The organism is Geomonas subterranea, from assembly GCF_019063845.1.
Classification (GTDB): Bacteria; Desulfobacterota; Desulfuromonadia; order Geobacterales; family Geobacteraceae; genus Geomonas; species Geomonas subterranea.
This window is the reverse complement of record NZ_CP077683.1, coordinates 4,566,842-4,585,000: the sequence shown is the minus strand read 5'-3', so window position 1 is coordinate 4,585,000 and position 18,159 is coordinate 4,566,842. Positions and strand designations below refer to the sequence as shown.

General features: G+C 63.5%; 17 protein-coding genes (1 of these 17 running past the window's edge). 8 read left to right on the top strand and 9 right to left on the bottom strand.

All coding sequences use genetic code 11. The features are described from left to right. The 5 genes from KP001_RS19975 to KP001_RS19955 form a co-directional block, all read left to right on the top strand. A protein-coding gene (locus tag KP001_RS19975; RefSeq protein ID WP_217287273.1) for a DegQ family serine endoprotease crosses the window boundary here: on the top strand, positions 1-599 show its 3' end. It extends 835 nt beyond the left edge of the window; only the last 599 of its 1,434 coding nucleotides appear in the window; the start codon falls outside the window, past its left edge; the stop codon is at positions 597-599. A gap of 59 nt (positions 600-658) precedes the next feature. Next, entirely contained in the window at positions 659-922 is a 264-nt protein-coding gene (locus tag KP001_RS19970; RefSeq protein ID WP_217287272.1) for a hypothetical protein, read from the top strand. Positions 923-1,021: 99 nt separating this feature from the next. After that, a complete protein-coding gene (locus tag KP001_RS19965; RefSeq protein ID WP_217287271.1) occupies positions 1,022-1,996 on the top strand; it encodes an RluA family pseudouridine synthase in 975 nt (324 codons plus the stop codon). A gap of 67 nt (positions 1,997-2,063) precedes the next feature. After that, positions 2,064-2,861, top strand: coding sequence for a peptidoglycan editing factor PgeF (gene pgeF / locus KP001_RS19960; RefSeq protein ID WP_217287270.1), 798 nt, complete (start codon positions 2,064-2,066; stop codon positions 2,859-2,861). A gap of 73 nt (positions 2,862-2,934) precedes the next feature. Next, on the top strand, positions 2,935-3,972 hold the full coding sequence (locus KP001_RS19955; RefSeq protein ID WP_217287269.1) for a hypothetical protein: 1,038 nt from the start codon (positions 2,935-2,937) through the stop codon (positions 3,970-3,972). Positions 3,973-4,118: 146 nt separating this feature from the next. On the opposite strand, the gene KP001_RS19950 is transcribed toward KP001_RS19955, so the two are convergent. The 7 genes from KP001_RS19950 to KP001_RS19920 all read right to left on the bottom strand — a co-directional run bounded on the left by KP001_RS19950 (position 4,119) and on the right by KP001_RS19920 (position 13,679). Then, positions 4,119-4,286, bottom strand: a complete 168-nt coding sequence (locus tag KP001_RS19950) for a hypothetical protein (protein WP_217287268.1) — start codon at positions 4,284-4,286, stop codon at positions 4,119-4,121. Position 4,287: 1 nt separating this feature from the next. Beyond that, a complete protein-coding gene (glgA, locus tag KP001_RS19945; protein ID WP_217287267.1) occupies positions 4,288-5,748 on the bottom strand; it encodes a glycogen synthase GlgA in 1,461 nt (486 codons plus the stop codon). An 83-nt stretch (positions 5,749-5,831) separates the two neighbouring features. Further along, the gene (locus KP001_RS19940) at positions 5,832-8,048 is read right to left on the bottom strand and encodes a glycoside hydrolase family 57 protein (protein ID WP_217287266.1); all 2,217 of its coding nucleotides are present in this window, start codon (positions 8,046-8,048) and stop codon (positions 5,832-5,834) included. 36 nt (positions 8,049-8,084) lie between these two features. After that, positions 8,085-10,595, bottom strand: a complete 2,511-nt coding sequence (locus KP001_RS19935) for a mannose-1-phosphate guanyltransferase (RefSeq protein WP_217287265.1) — start codon at positions 10,593-10,595, stop codon at positions 8,085-8,087. An 87-nt stretch (positions 10,596-10,682) separates the two neighbouring features. Then, positions 10,683-11,057 (bottom strand): response regulator, encoded by a 375-nt coding sequence (locus KP001_RS19930; RefSeq protein WP_217287264.1) that lies wholly within the window; start codon positions 11,055-11,057, stop codon positions 10,683-10,685. A 1-nt stretch (position 11,058) separates the two neighbouring features. Beyond that, positions 11,059-12,681: a sensor histidine kinase gene (locus KP001_RS19925; RefSeq protein ID WP_217287263.1), complete on the bottom strand. Its 1,623-nt coding sequence runs from the start codon at positions 12,679-12,681 to the stop codon at positions 11,059-11,061. A gap of 314 nt (positions 12,682-12,995) precedes the next feature. Further along, entirely contained in the window at positions 12,996-13,679 is a 684-nt protein-coding gene (locus KP001_RS19920; protein ID WP_217287262.1) for a Crp/Fnr family transcriptional regulator, read from the bottom strand. Positions 13,680-13,778: 99 nt separating this feature from the next. On the opposite strand from KP001_RS19920, the gene lptF reads away from it, so the two are divergent. The 3 genes from lptF (at position 13,779) to KP001_RS19905 (ending at position 16,988) form a co-directional block, all read left to right on the top strand. After that, positions 13,779-14,942, top strand: coding sequence for an LPS export ABC transporter permease LptF (lptF, locus tag KP001_RS19915; protein ID WP_217287261.1), 1,164 nt, complete (start codon positions 13,779-13,781; stop codon positions 14,940-14,942). Beyond that, positions 14,939-16,021 (top strand): LPS export ABC transporter permease LptG, encoded by a 1,083-nt coding sequence (gene lptG, locus KP001_RS19910; protein WP_217287260.1) that lies wholly within the window; start codon positions 14,939-14,941, stop codon positions 16,019-16,021. Before lptF ends, lptG begins: the two co-directional genes overlap by 4 nt. A gap of 73 nt (positions 16,022-16,094) precedes the next feature. Beyond that, the gene (locus KP001_RS19905) at positions 16,095-16,988 is read left to right on the top strand and encodes a choice-of-anchor Z repeating domain-containing protein (protein ID WP_217287259.1); all 894 of its coding nucleotides are present in this window, start codon (positions 16,095-16,097) and stop codon (positions 16,986-16,988) included. A 4-nt stretch (positions 16,989-16,992) separates the two neighbouring features. On the opposite strand, the gene KP001_RS19900 is transcribed toward KP001_RS19905, so the two are convergent. Further along, a complete protein-coding gene (locus tag KP001_RS19900) occupies positions 16,993-17,394 on the bottom strand; it encodes a VOC family protein (RefSeq protein ID WP_217287258.1) in 402 nt (133 codons plus the stop codon). Beyond that, a complete protein-coding gene (locus tag KP001_RS19895; RefSeq protein WP_217287257.1) occupies positions 17,391-18,107 on the bottom strand; it encodes a cytochrome c biogenesis CcdA family protein in 717 nt (238 codons plus the stop codon). The genes KP001_RS19900 and KP001_RS19895 overlap by 4 nt, the downstream gene beginning before the upstream one ends. Positions 18,108-18,159: the final 52 nt, after the last annotated feature.

The following is an 18,159-nucleotide window of genomic DNA, read 5'->3' as shown; positions in this document are numbered from 1 at the left end:
GGCTCGGCGTCTCCATCCAGTCGGTCACGGAGGAGATGGCGAAGTCGTTCGGACTGCCAAAGGCCGGCGGGGCTCTCGTGAATGAGGTGGTGCCCGGCGGCCCCGCCGCCAGGGCCGGAATCGTGCAGGGAGACATCATCACCGGTTTCAATGGCGCGAACGTGAAGGACGTGCGCCAACTGCAGCGGATGGTCGGTGAAACCCCCATCGGCAAGAAGGTGGAGATCGAGCTTTACCGCGACGGCAAGGAGCACAAGGTTATCGTCACCACCGCGCCTGCCGAGAGCGCACCGGCACAGTCGCAGACTCAAAGACCGGAGCGCGAGGCGGGGGTGCTGGGACTATCCGTGGAAGAAGTGGGACCCGAAATGCGGCGTCGCGGCATTGCCGGTGTCGTGGTGAGCGACCTCGAGCCCGGCGGCATCGCGGAGGAAAGCGGCATTCAGCGTGGCGACATCATCGTATCGGTGAACCAGAAGAAGGTGCGTAACCTAGCGGAGTACCAAAAGGCGATGAAGGATGCGAACAACCGGGGTGCGGTGGCGCTCCTGGTGCGGCGCGGAAATGCCAACATCTATTTCGCCTTAAAATTAAGATAGAATCTTGATCAAAAACTGCGTATAGTGTCCCCTGATATTTGACCGCCAGGGAGTCATCGATGAGTCTCATAGAAAACCAGGATCAGGCCAGAAGGCTGGCCAGGGCCATCGTATCGGATGTAGCCCTCTACAACCGCGAGAAGGTCGAGCAGGGGATCAAGGAAGACAACATTTTCGAACTCCTCAACGACCAACTGGCAGAAGGAAGGGAGCACTTCCAGTCCCGGGTGAGCCAGGAACTGGCGCAATCGAACATATTCGACATCGCCGTGGTCGACGTCTTGATCAAGCGGGCGGGAAAGATCGAATCCAACATCTGGTAGTCAGTACCACAACCGCACTAGACACGACCCGGGCGCGCTTCCATCGAAACGCGCCCGCGCTTTTTTTACGGGAGAGCCTCCCAGGAGAAACCACTATAGATGGAACCGATTGAACTCACCTTCCCTTGCGACACCGATCCGGAAAGGCTGGACAGCTTCATCGCCCGCAGCGTCCCCGAACTCACCCGCTCCGCCGCCCTGAGGCTCATCGAAACCGGCCAGGCCACGGTGAACGGGCAGCCGCAAAAACCGTCCCTCAAGCTCAAGGGAGGGGAGGCGGTCACCGTTACCATCCCGCCGCCGGCGCCCGCTCAACCGCAGCCCCAGGAGATCCCCCTCGAGATCCTGTACGAAGACGGCGACATCGTCGTGGTCAACAAGGGGGCTGGCATGGTGGTGCATCCCGGCGCGGGCAACGCCGAGGGGACGCTGGTGAACGCGCTCTTGGCCCACTGCAAGGACCTCTCGGGTATCGGCGGCGAGTTGCGGCCGGGCATCGTGCACCGCATCGACAAGGACACCTCGGGAACGCTGGTAATCGCCAAGAGCGACCGGGCCCACAACGGCCTGGCCGACCAGTTCAAGGTGCACTCCATCAAGCGGATCTACCTCGCGCTGGTGTACGGCAGCCCCAAGGAGGACCGTGGACGCATCGAATCCGTCATCGGGCGCCACCCGGTGGAGCGGAAGAAGATGTCGGGGAAGGCGCGCCACGGCAAGAACGCCATCACCCACTGGCGGGTCGAGGCGCGCTATCCCGGCGTCACGCTGGTGCGCCTGAAGCTGGAGACGGGGCGCACGCACCAGATCAGGGTGCACCTCTCCGAGGCGGGACACCCGCTGCTGGCGGATGAGGTCTACGGCGGCGGCAGCCGGCTTGCCCAACTGAAGGACCCGGTTCTCAAGCAGATGATCAGGGCGATGGGGCGCCAGGCGCTGCACGCGAAGACCCTCGGGTTTCTCCACCCGGTCAGCGGGGAGTACCTGGAGTTCGACACGGAACTGCCGCCGGACATGGCCGGCATCGTCGCCTACCTGGAAGATATAAACCGGGGCCAGGGGGCGGGGGACTAGGAGCTGAAAAGCCTTCCTCGTCCACTCCCCGGTCCAAGCCCTTACATACATAAAAGAGGTGTCATACATGGAAATGCAAAAAGCAGGAAAGATCCAGTACCTGAAGCCGCGGCTCGCCGCCGGCTCCGTAGCCGGCTTCACCACGCGTCACGAAGGGGTGTCGCGTCCCCCGTACAACTCGCTGAACCTGGGGAGCAACACCCTGGACTCCTCGCACAACGTGGAAGGGAACCGCAGCCTGCTCGCCCGCAGCCTGGGCGCGACGCTGGACCGCTTCCTCACCGTGAGCCAGGTGCACGGCACCGACCTCCTGGTCATCGACGCGCCCAACCCGGAGCTCTCCCACTTCCTGAAGCTTGAATGCGACGGGATCGTCACCAACCAGCCCGGCATCATGATCGCCGTCTGTGTCGCCGACTGCGTCCCCGTCCTGCTGCACGACCCGGTACGGAAAGTGGTGGCCGCGCTGCACGCGGGGTGGCAAGGGACCGCGGGAAACATCGCTGCCAAGGGGGTGGAGGCGCTGGTGAGCCTGTTCGGCTGCGCCAAGAAGGACATCCGCGCCGCCATCGGTCCCCACATCGGGGCCTGCTGCTACGAGGTGGACGCCCCGGTGCGCGACGCCTTCAAACAAGCCGGCATGGCCTGGGACCTCTGCGCGACCGCAAAGGGGGAAGGGAAGTGGATGCTCGACCTGGGCAAGGCGAACCGCCAGTTGCTCGCCGACGCCGGTCTCCCCGCCGACCACATACATGTCAGCGAGCACTGCGTCAGCTGCAACCAGGAACTCTTCTTCTCCTACCGCCGCGACGAAGGTGACACCGGCAGGCAGGTGGGCTTCATCATGCTGGAAGATGAGCAATAAGCTCTAGCGCTCCAGCCAAGCTTCTGATATAAGACGGCGGAGAGTCAGAATCCTTTACAGGAGGCGTCAACAGATGAGGACCTTGTTCAGACTTGCCCTGCTCATGCTGGCCACCAGCGCGCTTTTCGGCTGCGCCCACAATTACTACAACATCCCCCAGGAAACCCTGGAGAAGAAGGTGCGCACCATCGGGGTCGCGCCGTTCTTCACCGACGCCGAGAGCGACATCAAGCACCCGGAGAAGCCGGCCATCCTCTCCATCGTGCGCGGCTACAACTTCAAAAACGAGAAGGAGTTGGTGGCTAGGATCAGGAGCACCGGCATCTTCTACGCAGTGCGCCCCGTGACGGCGGACCCCGACCGGCTGTTCACCTCCCTGGTCTGGAACCGCGAAAAGCGCGACGACGCAGGCATCATCTACAACAAGTACTTCTTCAAGAAAGACGACCTGAAACAGCTCATGACCGAGAACGGTCTGGACGCGGTCCTTTTCGTGACGGTGAGCGGCCTCACCAAGCCGGCGAAGGTCTATTCCAGCAACTTGTTTTCCTACCTGGAGACGGACTACAACTACCTCTCCATGTCCGCCGTGATGCTGGACCGCGAGGGGACCACCATCTGGGAATACCCGAACTTCCGGCGCCAATCCCCGTCCTACCCTATGTTCTTCTCGCTGCAGTACCCCGACTTCGACGAGGCGGCGGCAAACCTCACCGACAAGGTCGACGTGAAGTTCAAGACCGTGGCCGGCGTTAACGCGGCGTTCGCGAAGAGCGAACCATCTTCCGTCCCCAACGGCCCCGAGGTTTCCACCCTCTACGTGAAGCAGTTCGACGAGATGCTCGCGCTCATGCAGACCTACCAACCGCTCTTTGGTGCCAAGGAGAAGGAAAAGGAGACGCCGCCGGCTCCGGCAAACGCCCCGGTCTACTACACACCGCCGGCGCCCCCTGCCACCCCGGCCCCGGCCGCACCTGCGACCGTAACGCCGCAGGCCGTGGCACCGGCGCCGGCTCCCAAGGTGGCCGCACCGGCGGCTCCGGCTGCACCGGCCGGCCCGGCCCCGATCACCTCGGTCGACATCGTTCCGGAGCAGCCTGCCGCGAAATAACGGCGACAGCTTCCCCCACCCACTACCCCCTTCCGCAAGGGGCGGGGGACCAACGACAGCTTCCGAAAGAGCCGCAAACAAAAGGCGGCGCCGAGATCAGGTCTCGGCGCCGCCTTTTTTCGTTGAGTCCCAGCGCACGGCTCTAATTACAACTCCTCGAAATCCTCCGGGTCCTCCGGATTCTCCTCTTCGTCGTCCGCCTCTTCCTCGTCGTCGTCGTAATCCTCCTCGACGACGCGCTTCAGAAATTCCTTGTTGCTTTCGATGAGCCTCCGGATCTCACCTGCGAGTTCGTCGAGATCTTCGTGTTCCACCTTACGCCTCCCCTCCCTTGCGCAGCAACGCCTTGCGATACAGCTCCAGATACTTGTGCACCGAGTTCTGCCAGGAATAATCGCTGCTCATGCCGCGACGCATCAGCTTCTTCCAGAACGCCTTGTCCTGGTACGCCGTCACCGCCCGGTTAATGGCCTCCCAAAGCGCCTCCGCGCTGTACTCGTCGAAGACGAAGCCGTTGGGGGTCTTGTCGTTGTCCCGCGGGTCGAAGACGCTGTCGGCAAGCCCCCCGGTCCTGCGCACCACCGGAACCGTGCCGTAGCGCATGGCGATCAGCTGCCCCAGCCCGCACGGCTCGAAGAAGGAAGGCATCAGGAACATGTCGCTGCCGGCGTAGATCTTGGGCGCCAGGGAATGGTCGAAGCCGCTGGTGAAGGCGATGTTGCGGGCTCCGGCGGCCTTGATGTCGTTGAAGGCCTTCACGTAGCGCTCCTCGCCGTTGCCCAGCAGTACCAGCTGCATCGGGGCCTTGGCGATCACCGGCAGGAGCTCGGCGATCAGGTCGAACCCCTTCTGGGCAACCATGCGCGAGACCATGCCGAACACCGGGATCTCCGGGGCGCTGGCGAGCCCCACGAGCCGCTGCAGCCCGATCTTGTCGACCATCTTCCCCGAGAGGGAGGCATGGCTGTAGTTCTTCATGATCTCCCGGTCCATGGCCGGGTTCCACTCCTCGTAGTCGAGACCGTTGAGGATACCGACCAGGTCGTCCTTCCTGGTCTGCAGCACCCCATGCAACCCGCATCCCATCTCCGGGGTCTGTATCTCGCGGCAGTAGGCCTCGGAAACCGTGGTCACCAGGTCGGCGGAGAGGATGCCTCCCTTCAGGAGATTGACCTTGCCGTAGAATTCCAGGCCGTCGATGTTGAAGCACTCCTTGGAGAGCCCCATGGTGGCGAGCTCCTCCTTGGGAAAGAGCCCCTGGTAGGCCAGGTTATGGATGGTGAAGATGACCCCGGTCCTGGTGAAGAAGGGATCGTTCTTCCTCTCGTGCTTCAGGTAATGCGGGATCAGCGCGGTCTGCCAGTCGTGGCAGTGGATGATGTCCGGCCTGAAGTCCATCTTCTTCAAGAGCTCCAAAACGCAGCGGCAGAAGAAGGAGAAGCGCTGGGCGTTGTCGGGATAGTCGCCGCTCGGGGTGCCGTAGAGCTCCTCGCGGGCGAAGTATTCCTTGTTCTCGATGAGGTAAACCGGGATCTCCCCGAGCGAGGCCTGGCGCAGAAAGCCTTTCTTCTCGACGCCGTCCACCATGACCGAGGCGCTCTTGCGCCCCTTGCGAACCGCCACCCCCCCCCTCTCGACCACCGAGTAGAAGGGCATCATGATCCGGACGTCATGCCCGAGCGTTTTCAGAGTCTTCGGGAGCGCACTGGCGACGTCCGCCAGGCCTCCGGTCTTCGCAAAGGGTGTAACCTCAGATGCAACAAACAAAATCTTCATGTAAGACCTCTAACACCCTGGAATTATAGGCACATTCTAGATTAAGAGCGCCCCCGGGTAAAGTTTTTTTGTAAAAGAAAAATTTAAGATGGGTCCGGGTCGACCGGGGAAAGCTCGTTGAGCGTTCCCTGCTCCATCCCCAGGCAGGGCCCCGCGTAGGCCAGCGCGAGCGGCGCCTCCGTCGGCCAGCGACCGATCAGGCTGGCCCCGCGGGAGTGGGTAAGGTAACAGCAGAGCCGGTCCCCCGCGTCGAGCCGCAGGGCCGGGAGCGGGATGCGCAACTGCGCGCTGCGGCCGACCCAGTAGCGTCCCACCCCGCCGGAAGGCTGCCAGCTCCCATCCTTCAAAAGTTGCAGTTCACCCTCGCCGTCTCCGGCCTGCATCTCGATGCGGTATTCTCCCCCTCCCATGAGGTGCAGGGAGAGGCGGTCGCCCGGCTGCAGCAGCTTTTCCAGCGACTGTGCCCCGTCGATCCGGAAATAGAAGTATTCCAGGTCATAACCGTAGAAAAAGGACTGCAGCCCCGCGTCCGCCGCGTGCATCGCCGCTCCCTGCCTGGTCAGGTCGTAGAGGCCGGCGGAGAGCCACTCGAAGTAGTCGTCGGCAGCGGAGTTCAGGGAGGGGGTGATGAGCCGCGACGGCCCCCTGACGAAGCCCGCGGGACGCTGCTTCTTGATCGGCTCGTGCAGCTCCCCGGGGACCTCGAGCGCCAGCAGCCGGTAGACGTTGATCAGGTGGCTGCGGAACAGCAGGTCAAAACTTCCGGAGTGGGGGGAGAAGTGGTCGTCGCCGTACCACCAGAACCAGTCGCTCCCCTGCGCCGCGTAGAGGGCCTTGCAGGCGCGCCGGGCCGCCTCGTCGTTGCTTGTGCCGCCGGAGAGGAGCTGCGCCACCTCCGGACTGCGCTGCACCGCCGCCTCCCGTGTCCGGGCCAGGTATTCCCACCCGAGGTTCTCCTCGGGGTGACCGATCCATATGCCGTAATCGGCGTTGATCCAGGAGCCCGGGTGCACGTGGCGCAGCAACCGCCGCTCCGGGACCCGCTCCAGCACCTCCGAGAAGGTGGCGGGCTCCACCCCCGGGGTCTGCGCCAGCGCGGCGTAGAGCCTGGAGAGGAAGGGGAGCCCGTTGTGCTGGTAGTGTTCCCAGGCGTTCTCCCCGTCGAGGATCACCGGGACCACCCGGGGAGAGCGGCTCTGCTGCCTGATCTCCTTCACCCGCCCGATGAAGTCCGCGACGGCCCGTTCCGGCTCCCACTGGGAATACGTGAAGCCGATCTGGTCCGAGAGCACCTGGTCCCTGAAGAACAGGGCGATCTCCGCCCCCCCCTGCTGAAACAGGTAAGGGTGGTAGAGCGCTTCCCGCTCCGCGCCCAGGCCGCCGGGAAGGGTCTGGGCCAGCACCCGCTCGTCGGAGGCGGTCCAGCATAACCCTTCCCGGGCCATGATCCCGAGCGCCTCGTCGCTCACCGAACCTTCCGCCGGCCAGATGCCGCGCGGCCTGAAGCCGAAGAGCCTCTCGAAGCTCTCGATGCCGTGGGCCACCTGCCCCCGCGCATCCTCCGGGTAGCGGATGTCGACGCTGGGGAGGTTCGCGCCGGGAAGCGCCACCCGCGCGATGCGTGCGTCGCACAAAAGGGGCAGGATCGGGTGGAAGTAGGGGGTGACCGAGAGCTCGACCTTCCCTTCCTGGTGCAGCCTGCGGTACAGCGGGATGATCCCGGAGATCAGCTCGCGCTGGGTGTCGAAGAGAGAGGCCTTGTCCGCCGCGTCGAACCCCTTCCCCTTGCGGATCAGCTCCCCGAAGACCGGAAAGCGGCGGCGCGCCGCCTCGCCGGTCCAGGCGAGATAGAACCAGACCTGCAGGTCCAGCAGATCCCGCTCCGCGAAGAGGGGCGCCCGCGACGCTGCCGTCCCCGGGACGCCGTCCCCCGCCATCCGGTACAGCTCCAGGTAGCGCGGGTACGGCTCGATCATGCGCCGCTTGTTGGCGGAGAAGAAGTTTTCCAGCAGGAAAAGCCGCTCCTCCTGGCCCAGGTCGCCCGGCGCCTTGCGCGCGAGTTCCAGGTAAGGGTCGACCGCCTCCCCGGAGGCGTAGTCGAGGATCTGCTCCAAAAGCGAGGGGACCAGGTTGAACACCACCTTGGCGCCGGGGCTCTCAGCGACGATGGCCGGCATGTCGTAGTAGTCCTTCACCGCATGGAGGTAGACCCAGGGGAGCAGGTACTCCCCCCGGACCGGATCCTTGTAGAAGGGCTGGTGCATGTGCCAAAGCAGCGTGAGGTACAGTGGTTCGGTCATCCTATCCCCTTGGTGCGGCGCGACCGGCGGCGCCTCTTACTGGGCCAGCTCCTTTTTCCAGCGCTCCACCTTGTGCATGTACTCATCCAGGAGCTTCTGCGCCGTCTTCGGGTCCTTGGCCTCGGCCACCACGTGGATCACGGGCTGGTACTGGTCCGGGAGCACCAGCACCCAGTCGTTGCCGAAGGAGACCTTGATGCCGTCGATGAAGGAGGCCTCCTTGTCCAGGCTGTCCTCGCTCATCTTGCGCATGATGCCACCTTTCTTCTCCCAGACGCAGGGGACCTTCCCCTGCAGGAAGGAACTCCTGGGGACCTCCTTGAGGACGCGCGACAGCGGCACCCCGGCGGCGCTGGAGAGCTCGATGGTCTTCGCGATGGTGAACATGCCGTCGAAGGCGGCCTGGAACTTCGGGAAGGCGAAGCGCCCGGCCATGGAGCCGGCCATGACCACCTCCGGCGAGATGGCCGCCTCGATCATGGCGCGGTCCACACTCTTCGTGCGGCGCACCGAAGAGCCGTTTTCCTGGGCGATCTGCTCGATCACCGACGGCGCCGAAACCGGGACCGCGAAGGCGCCCCGGGAGCCGCTTTTCAGCATGAGCGTGGTCATGAGCGAGAGGAATTCCTCCGGCTGGTAGATCCTGCCGGTCTCGTCCACCAGCACCACCTCCTCGACGGTCGGATCGAGCCAGAAGCCGGCACGCGCCTCCAGCGTCATCACGATCTTGGCGAGCTGCTGCAGGGAGTTGGGCTTCTCGTCCACCGTCTTCGAGCCGCGCTGCTCGTCCAGGTAGGTGTTGAGACCGATCACCTCGCACCCAAGGTCGTTGAGGATCTGGGGGAGGATCTGCCCGGCCGGGGAGTGGTTGAAATCGATCACGACCTTGGCCTTCGAACTCCTGATGAGCTGCTGGTCCACCCCCCGGAAGAACCCCTCGCGGTAGAAGTCCATCACCTGCGGCAGCTCCGTGATCCCGCCGGGCTCCATGTGGTGGGCGCGCCGGAAGTTTTCCTTGTAGAAGATGCGCTCGATGTTCTTCCCCATGGAGGAGGAGAAGTCGAGGCCGTCGGCATCGAGGAAGACGATCTCGGTGGTCGCCGGGTCCTCCAGCGACTGGCGGAAGTGCACCCCCCCCACCTCGCCGAAGGTGCGCAGCTTGTAGCGCAGGATGGGGAGCGACACCATCCTGATGTCGCGCACGTTGACGCCGGCGGAGAGGATCCCCCCGAGAAAGCTCCTTTTCAACATGCGGGAGGAGAGGGTCGCGTCGCGGCCGACCAGGACGTGACTCCCCTTGGGAAGCGACGTGCCGTAGGCGCAGCCGAGCTTCGCCACGAACTCGGGGGTGAGCTCGATGTTGGTGAGCCCCTTGATCATCTCCCCCTCGAACAGCGATTTCTTCCAGCGTTCGCCCCAGATCAGGTTGCCGGTGACGGTGGAGCCCGCCTCGATCAGCTTCCTCGGCCAGATCTTCACGTCCCGCTTGATGTAGCTTTCCTCGCCGATGGCGGTGTCGTCCGCCACCACCCCCCCCTCTTCCATCACGGTCGCTGCGCCGACGCTCACGTTGTTGCAGATGACGCAGTCGTTGATCTTGGCGCTCTTCTTGATGTAGACGTTGTCCCAGATGACGGCCCGGGTGAGCTTCGCCCCCGGCTCGATGATGCAGTTGCGGCCGATGACCGAGTCCTTGATCTCCGCCCCCCCCTGCACCTGCGAGTTGTCGCCGACGACCACCGTCCCTTCCACCACGGTCCCCTCGCCCAGCCTCACGTCGACCCCGACCCTCAGATCGACGCCGGCCATCTCGCGCCGCGGCTCGTCCACCTTGACCCCCACCTTTCCCTTGAGTATGTCGTGGTGAGCCTCGCGGTAGGAATCGGTGTTGCCGATGTCCCTCCAGTACCCCTTGACCGGGAAACCGAACAGCGCCGACTTCTTCTTCAAAAGAAGCGGGAACAGGTCCTGGGAGAAGTCGAAGTTCTCCCCCTCCGGGATGAACTTGAAGATCTCCGGCTCCAGCACGTAGATGCCGGTGTTGATGGTGTCGGAGATCACCTCGCCCCACCCCGGCTTCTCCAGGAACTGGGTGATGCGCTTCTCCTTGTCCGTGATCACCACGCCGAACTGGAGCGGATCCTTCACCGAGGTGAGGGTGATGGTGGCCAGGGCCTTGTTCGCCTCGTGGAAATCGATCACCTTCTGGAGGTTGAAATCGGTGAGGAGGTCGCCGCTTATGATCAGGAAGCGCTCGTCCAGGTACTTCTCGGCGCATTTCACCGCGCCGGCGGTCCCCATGTCCTCCAGGGGAGTCACGTAGGTGATCCTCACCCCGAGGTCGGCGCCGTCGCGGAAGAAGTTCTTGATCACGCTGGGCTGATGGTACAGGAGCATGACCAGGTCGGTGATGCCGTACTTCTTCAGCAGTTCGACGATGTGCAGCATGATCGGACGGTTCATGAGCGGAACCATCGGCTTGGGGATGTTGCAGGTGAGCGGTTGCATGCGGGTACCAAAGCCACCCGCCATAATCACTGCCTTCATAGGTGCAGCCTCCGGGAATCAGGTTGAGGTTAAGGTAAAGGTGAGACCAGGGCGTTGCCGGTACAAGGTGAGCGGGGTCAGAGGCCTTTAGACGTACGCTCCCCGCTGCCTCTTGGCGAGGACCCGGGAGATCTCGTCCTTCAGTTCCTGCAGGTCGCTCGACTTCACCACGTAACCGTCGGCGAGCCAGGCCGAGAAATCGTCCTTGTAGCAGGAGAAGGCGGTGCACAGGATCACCGGGATGGTGTGGCGCTCCTTGACGATGCGCTGCAAAAGCTCGAGGCCGCTCTCGTTCTTGAGTTTTATGTCGATCACGGCGAGATCGAAGCTTTCCGACTCCAGCTTCTCAACCGCCTCGAGGGCGCTTCCCGCCGTCACCACCTGGTACCCCTCATCGCTCAACTCCTGGGCGTACAGCAACCTGATGTTCGCCTCGTCATCAACCACCAACAGTTTCGCCATGTCAGATGTTCTCCTTTCTCGTCAAAAGCCTGATGCTGTACGTGTTGCCGCCCCCGGGGCGGCTTAGTATCGAAAGAGAATTGCCCTGCCTTTCCAGGATGGACTTGCACAGGGAGAGCCCCACCCCCTCCCCGAGCTCCTGGGTCTGGAAGAAGGGCGCGGTGAGGGCCTCCTGGGCGGTCTGGGTGAAGGGCCTGCCGTCATCGCTGACGCGCAGGAGCACCCCGTCCCCGTCCAGCACGCTCTCTATGCGCAGCTCCCCCCCCTGCTCGATGGCGGCAAGCGCCGTGGCGGTGATGGTCTTCAGGCAGTAGCTGATCTGCTTGTAGTCGATGCGCACCATGGGGAGCTCAGGGGCAAGCTCCATGCGGCACCGGACCCCCGCCTGCTCCAGTGCCCCTTCCAGCTCCCCCATCGCCTTACCCACCAGTTCGTTCAAGTCCCAGAAGTCGGTGACCGGGAACAGGGACTCGGAGTAGTCCAACACCTCGCTCAGCACATCCTCGAGCTGCCGCGTCTCGCGCACGATCGACTCCAGGTAGCTCCGCTTCTCGTCCTGGTCCGGGGTCGCCTTCAAGAGGGTGCGGGCGAAACCGCCGATCACCATGAGCGGGTTCCTGATGGAGTGGGCGATGCTGGAGGTGATCTTCCCCACCAGCGCCATCTTCTCCATCTTCACGATCAGCTCCTGCTGCTCGCGCAACTTCACGTTGGCCGCCTTTTGCTTGGCCACCTCCTCCTGCAGACGCTCGTACAGGGAGGCGCGCTCCAGCGCGAAGGCGACCGGGAAGGCGAAGGTTTCCAGGGACTGCATGTCCTGCAGCGTTATCGGCTTATGGGTGATGCAGTTGTCGGCGATGATGACGCCGATGCGGCGGTTCCTGGAGATGAGCGGCATGACCAGGAAGGTATCCACTCCGAGGATGCGGGCCAGCCCCCGGTCCAGGTCCGGGTTGTTCAGCGCGTTCTCCACCAGGATCGGCTTCTTCCCCAACAGGGCCCGGTTGAAGATGTGCCCCTGGTCGGCCAGGGGGACGGTGAGCTGGTTCAGGATGTCGTGGAACTTCACCTTCTCCGAGTTGAGCTTGGTCTTCTGGAAATCCCGCGCCAGCTGCCTCAGGGTGAAGTTGCTGCGGCCGATGTCCTCCCAGGTGCGCCACGCCTCCTCGTAATCCCGGGGGCCCACGCCGAGGTAGCCGCGGATGTGACGCCGGTCCTTGTCCGTCATCAGCAGGAAGGCGCGGTTCATGCCGAACCCCTTCCCGGCGGTGATGGCGGTCATGGCTATGGAGAGGACCTCGTCCAGGTCCAGCGAGGTCTGCAGCACGAGGCCCACCTCGCGCAGGAACTTGATCTCGCGGGTCTTGCTGTTCAAGAAGCTCAGCATGGCCCCCATCTGGGACTTCTGTTCCTGGAACTCGGTCAGTATGTACGGGAGTACGTCGGACAGCGGGTAACCCGACCCCTTCATCCGGGCCAGGTCGTTCTTGAAGCGGGGGCACTCAACGCACTTCTCCACGATCCTGCGGCGCTGGGAAACTAACAGGTCCTCCTCCCCCTCGCCTATGTACGGGCAATTCTCGGGCTCGATCTGATCCCTGCTCCAACAGCATTCCCAATCCAAGCTCCCTCCGGGTGCGGCTCATGATATGACAGGTCGAAACGGCAAAAGTATAGCAGCCGCTTCGCTCATAGCAAGCGGAAAAGGGCACTTTAGTTAAAAATGTTAATTAATAATTTAGTTTCAATCGGTTGCGGCGCCGGCACGCCCTCGCGGCGGGGCAGGTGGCGTCCGGCTTGGCGAGGTGCAGCGCTCGAGAACGGTTCCATGAGGAGGAGAAGCGACGGGAAAAACGGGAAAAGTAGCATTAACAGAAAAGCCCCCACGGTCTAACCGTGGGGGCTCTTGGTCCATCTACAGTACTGCTCCTCGCGGGGCTACTTCCCCGCCATCATCTTGAGCCTCTCCATCTGCATGATGGTCACCTTGTTGCCGTCCAGTTCAATGATCCCCTCGTCCTTCATCTTCTTGAAGGTGCGGGAGAGGGTCTCGCTGACCGTGCCGAGCCGCGAGGCGAGCTCCCCCTTGCGCATATCCAGCTCGAGGTAGGTCTTCCCCTGGAAGCTGGTGCTCTTGCGCCCGGCCAGGTCCAGGAGGTAGGAGGCGAGCCGGGAGGGGGCGTCGGCGAAGGAGAGTTCCTCGATCTGCCGGGCGAAGCGCCGCAAGAGGAGCGACAGCGAGGCGATCAGGTTCATCGAGAAGCGCGGGTTGCGCTCCAAAAGCCCCATGAAGGCGCCGCGCGGGAAAAACAGGACCTCTCCCCGCTCCACCCCGCGCGCCTCGGCCGGGTACTTGCCGTCTCCGAAGAAGGCCGCCTCGGCGAAGGTCTCCACCGGGTGCACCATGTGCAGCACCTTCTCGCGCCCGTCCGGGGAGATCTTGCACAGCTTCAACGCCCCCGCGGCGAGCAGATAGAACCCCTCGGCCTTCTCCCCCTCGCTGAACAGCGTCTCACCCTTGGCGAAGGGGCGCCGCACCGCGATCTCGGCGAGTTCGACCAGGTACTCCTCTTCCAGGCCCGAGAACAGCAGGGCTTTCCTGATGATGTCCTTGTTTTCCATGCCCACCTTTTTAACCCGAAATGAAAACAGAGGTCAAGGAGTAGTTAAGATCGGTCCCTCCTTTACTTCCCCGGCCATCTCATGTAAGATCGGCAGTTCATGAAAAGGACCCTGTACCGCTACATTTTCAACGAGATACCGCCCCCTTTCTTCGTGGGCATGGTGACCTTCACCTTCGTCCTTTTGATGGGGCGCTTCCTGAAGCTGGCAGAGATGGTGGTCGAGAAGGGGGTTCCCTTCGGCGACGTCCTGCGCATGGTGAGCTACCTCCTCCCCTCCTTCTGGCTCTTCACCATCCCCATGGCGCTGCTTCTCTCCATACTGCTCGCCTTCGGGCGCCTCTCCGGCGACAGCGAGGTGACGGCGATGAAGAGCTGCGGCATCAGCCTGTACGGACTCCTCCCCCCTCCCCTGCTCTTCTCCGTGCTCGCCACCCTCGGGTGCCTCTGGGTCACCATCTACGCCGTCCCCTGGGGCAACAGCTCGTTCAAGAAGCTGATGCTGGACATAGCTCAGAGCAGCGCCGGCGTCTCGATCAAGGAGAAGGTCTTCAACAACGCCTTTCCCGACATGGTCATCTACGCCGACGGCCTGGATGCCAAGGGGCAGAGCATGGTGGGGGTCATCGTCCACGACGAGCGCAACCCCAAGGCGCCGACCACCATCTTCGCTGCCACTGGCGCGCTCTTCTCCGACCCGGCCAGCCGCTCCATGGAATTCCAGCTCAAAAACGGCTCGATCCACCGCAGCGAGGAAGGGGCGGGGTACCGCATGGTCCAGTTCCAGGAGTACATCCTGCGCGTTGCCCTGGCCGACTCGACTCCGAAGGAGCCCAGAAAGACAAGCGAGATGAGCATCTCCGAGTTGCGGCACCCTCCGCCGGGGACTCCCGCGAAGGACGTCCTGGCCCGCCGTCTGGAGCTGCATAGCCGCCTGGCGCTCCCGTTCTCCTGCATAGTCTTCACCTTCGTGGGGGTTCCGCTGGGGATCCAAAACCGCCGTTCGGGCAAGGCATCCGGCTTCTCGCTCAGCATCGCCGTGATTCTCTGCTACTACGTCGCGCTCTCCGGCTTCGGCGCCCTCGGAGAGAAGTCGGTCCTGCCGCCGTTTCTTTCCGGCTGGGGGCCGAACCTCATCTTCCTTCTGGCCGGCGGTTACCTGTTCGTGAAGACCGCTGCCGAGGAACCGCTCCCGCTGACCACCCTGTACCGCAGCGCCAAGGACGCGGTCGTAAACCGCATCGGCAAGGGGGTAAAGCGATGAGTATCCTGACGCGGTACGTGGCCAAGGCGTACCTGAGGATGCTGGGGCTCTGCCTGGGCTCCTTCGTCACCATCTACCTCGTGGTGGACTTCATGGAGAAGATCGGCCGCTTCTCCCGTAGCGGCGCCTCGTGGCAGCACCTGGCCCTGTTCTTCATCACCAAGATCCCGGAGATGATCAGCGATTCGGCGCCGCTGGCCGTGCTCATGGCGACTCTGCTCACCCTGGGCGCCTTCTCGCTCAGTTCCGAACTTACCGCCATGCGCAGTTGCGGTATAAGCCTCGTGCGCATTTCCGCCCCCATTCTCGGCATCTCGCTCCTCATGAGCCTCACCGTCCTGGCGCTTGGGGAATTCGTCATACCCAAGACGTACGCCCAGCGTCTTTACATCCAGGCGGTGCTGATCCAGAAGAAGGCCCCGGGGATGTACTTCCGTCAGCACAACATCTGGTACCGGGAGGGGGATACCGTGCTGCGCGCGAGCCTCTTCGAGCCGAGCCTGAACCAGCTTAAGGGTGTCACCATCTGGGAGATGCAGCCGGGGACCGGGCTGCCGCTGCGGCGCACCGATTCGACCCTTGGGGAGCTCGGCCCGCGCGGGTGGACCTTAAGCGAAGTGGTGGTGCGTGATTTCCAGGGTGCCGAGGTGATGAAGACGCGCAAGTACCCGCAGCTGCTCGCCCCCCTGAAACTGAAGCCGGCCGACCTCAAGGTGCTGGGGAGGTACTCGGACAGCATGACCCTCAGGCAGCTCAACCGCTACTGCAAGAAGATCCAGGCGGGGGGATACGACGCCACCCGCTACATCACCCAGTTCCACAGCAGGATCTCGCTCCCCTTCGGCTGTGCCGTCATGGCCTTCCTGGGGATCCCCTTCGCCTTGCGCGGCGGGAGGTCAAGCGGCATCGCCTTCGGTGTCGGCATTTCCATCGGGGTGGGCTTTCTCTACGTCATCATCAACTCGGTGATCATCTCGGTGGGGCAGGTCGGCCTGCTCCCCCCCGTGGTGGCCGCGTGGGCCACCAACTTCATCTTCCTGGCCGCTGGGGGATGGCTCGCCCTTACCATTGACAACTGACCGCCCAGGGCCGAAAATGGCCTCCGCCAGTCAGCATGCTGCTATTCAATCACGTTGCACGGAGGTGACTCTCATGATCCGCAAGTTGACCATCACCCTGCTGTTTCTTTTGTTCTGCGCGACGACCGCGCCGGCCCAGCAGACGCCCCCTCCGGCGGCGGACTCCGGCCGGCTGGCGGCGCTGAGCGTCCTCAGCATCCTCCCCGCCCAGGGCGAGCCCGGCACCACGGTGACCCTGAACGGCACCGGCTTCACCTCCGCCACCACCGTCATGCTGGGGAGCCGGGAACTCCCCGCACAGGTCGTCGGGGGGCGCATCATGACCTTCGAGCTCCCCGAGCTGCCGCCGGGCGCCTACGCCCTGTTCCTGAAACGCGATGACGGCGCCACCACCCGCCCCTTCAACTTCGTGCTGCAGGCGCAAAAGCCGGTGGTCTCCTCGCTCATCCCCGACACCGTCACCAGCTGCGCCACCGGCCGGGAGCGCGAGGTGCTGGTCAACGGGGCCAACTTCCGCACCGGCACCCGCGTGCTCCTCGACGGTGCCGTGCTCACCACCCGCTTCATCTCCCCGGTCATGCTCGCCTTCACCGCTCCCACGCTCCCCGCCGGGGTGCATCAGGTCCAGGTGAAGAACCCCACCGACGCCTCGTCGACTGTGCTGGCACTCTTCATCGACGCGAAGCCAGAGATAGCGAACGTGTCCGTGGGGAGGGAGTTCGTGAACTACTACGAGTTGATCGTGAGCGGGAGGAATTTCCACCAGAATTCGGTGCTGGTCGTGGACGGCAAGAGACTCGCCACCGGGAAACAGCTGGTGGGAGAGAGGGAGCAGCTCGTGTACGGCGGGTGCAACCAGATGACCTACCTGAGGTTCCCTTACGACCCGACCCCGAAGGAAATCACCCTGCAGGTGGTGAACCAAAGCGGGGAGGAGAGCGCCCTGTTCACCATCAGCGCCCCCTGACCGGCTAGCCGACCGGTTCCTCCAGCACAACCAGATAGCCGTCGGGATCGAAGCACCAGAGCTCGTAGGTCCCGTACGGCTTTCTCTCCAGCGGGTAGAGGATCTCCAGGTCCTCTTCCTGCAGCTCCTGGTAGATCTCCTCGATCCCCTCGACCACAAGATGCAGCGTCATCCCCACCCCGCGCGGGAACCCCTCCAGGCGCGCCTGCAGGATGGGGTGCAGCTGCGCCACCGCCGCATCCTCCACGAAGATGATCTGAATCTCCTCCGTTTCCAGAAGCAGGTGCTCCGGCGCTCCCGGCGCCGTGACCGGGCGCTGCACCGGGAGGCTCAGGATGCCCGCGTAGAAGGCCTCGGTGGTATCGAGGTCGGACACGCAGAGCTGGATGGTAAGGTCCGCCGTCACTCGCCGAACCAGGCGCTGGTGTACCTGCTGATCAGCACCATGGAGTTGGTGAAGATGAGTATCCCGACGACGACCATGAAGCCCCCGGTGATGACCTCGAACAGCCGTATGTGCCGCTTGAAGCGGCGGAAGAAGACCAGGAACTGGTGCAGCGCGAGGGAGGCGATGAAGAACGGGATGGCGAGTCCCATCGAGTAGGACAGAAGGAGCCAGACTCCCCGCCCTTCGGTGGCGGCGACCGCCAGGATGGTGGCGAGGATCGGCCCGATGCAGGGGGTCCATCCGGCGGCGAAGACCACGCCGACGACGAAGCTCCCGAGGTACCCGGCCGGTTTTCTGTGCAGCGTCAGCTTCTTCTCTCCCAGCAGCATGGTGATGTCGAAGAGCCCCGAGACGTGGATGCCGAAGATGACGATGAGGATGCCGCCGATGCGCCGGATCGCGGTCTTGTGCTCGTGCAGGAAATCACCGACAAAGGTGGCCGAGGCCCCCAAAAGGACGAAGACGCAGGTGAAACCGGCGATGAAGAGCAGGGAGTGGATGATGGTCTGCTGGCGCACCTTGTGGCTTGGGTGCTCGGCGTTCAGGTCGGCGAAGGAAAGCCCGGTGATGTAGGTGATGTAGGAGGGGATCAGGGGCAGCACGCAAGGGGAGAGAAACGACAGCAGCCCCGCCACGAAAGCGCCGATCATGCTGATGTTGTTCGTTTCCATACGTTTCCTCCTGGCGTTAGCGGTTGCGCCCGCCCCGTGAGGGGCGGGCGAG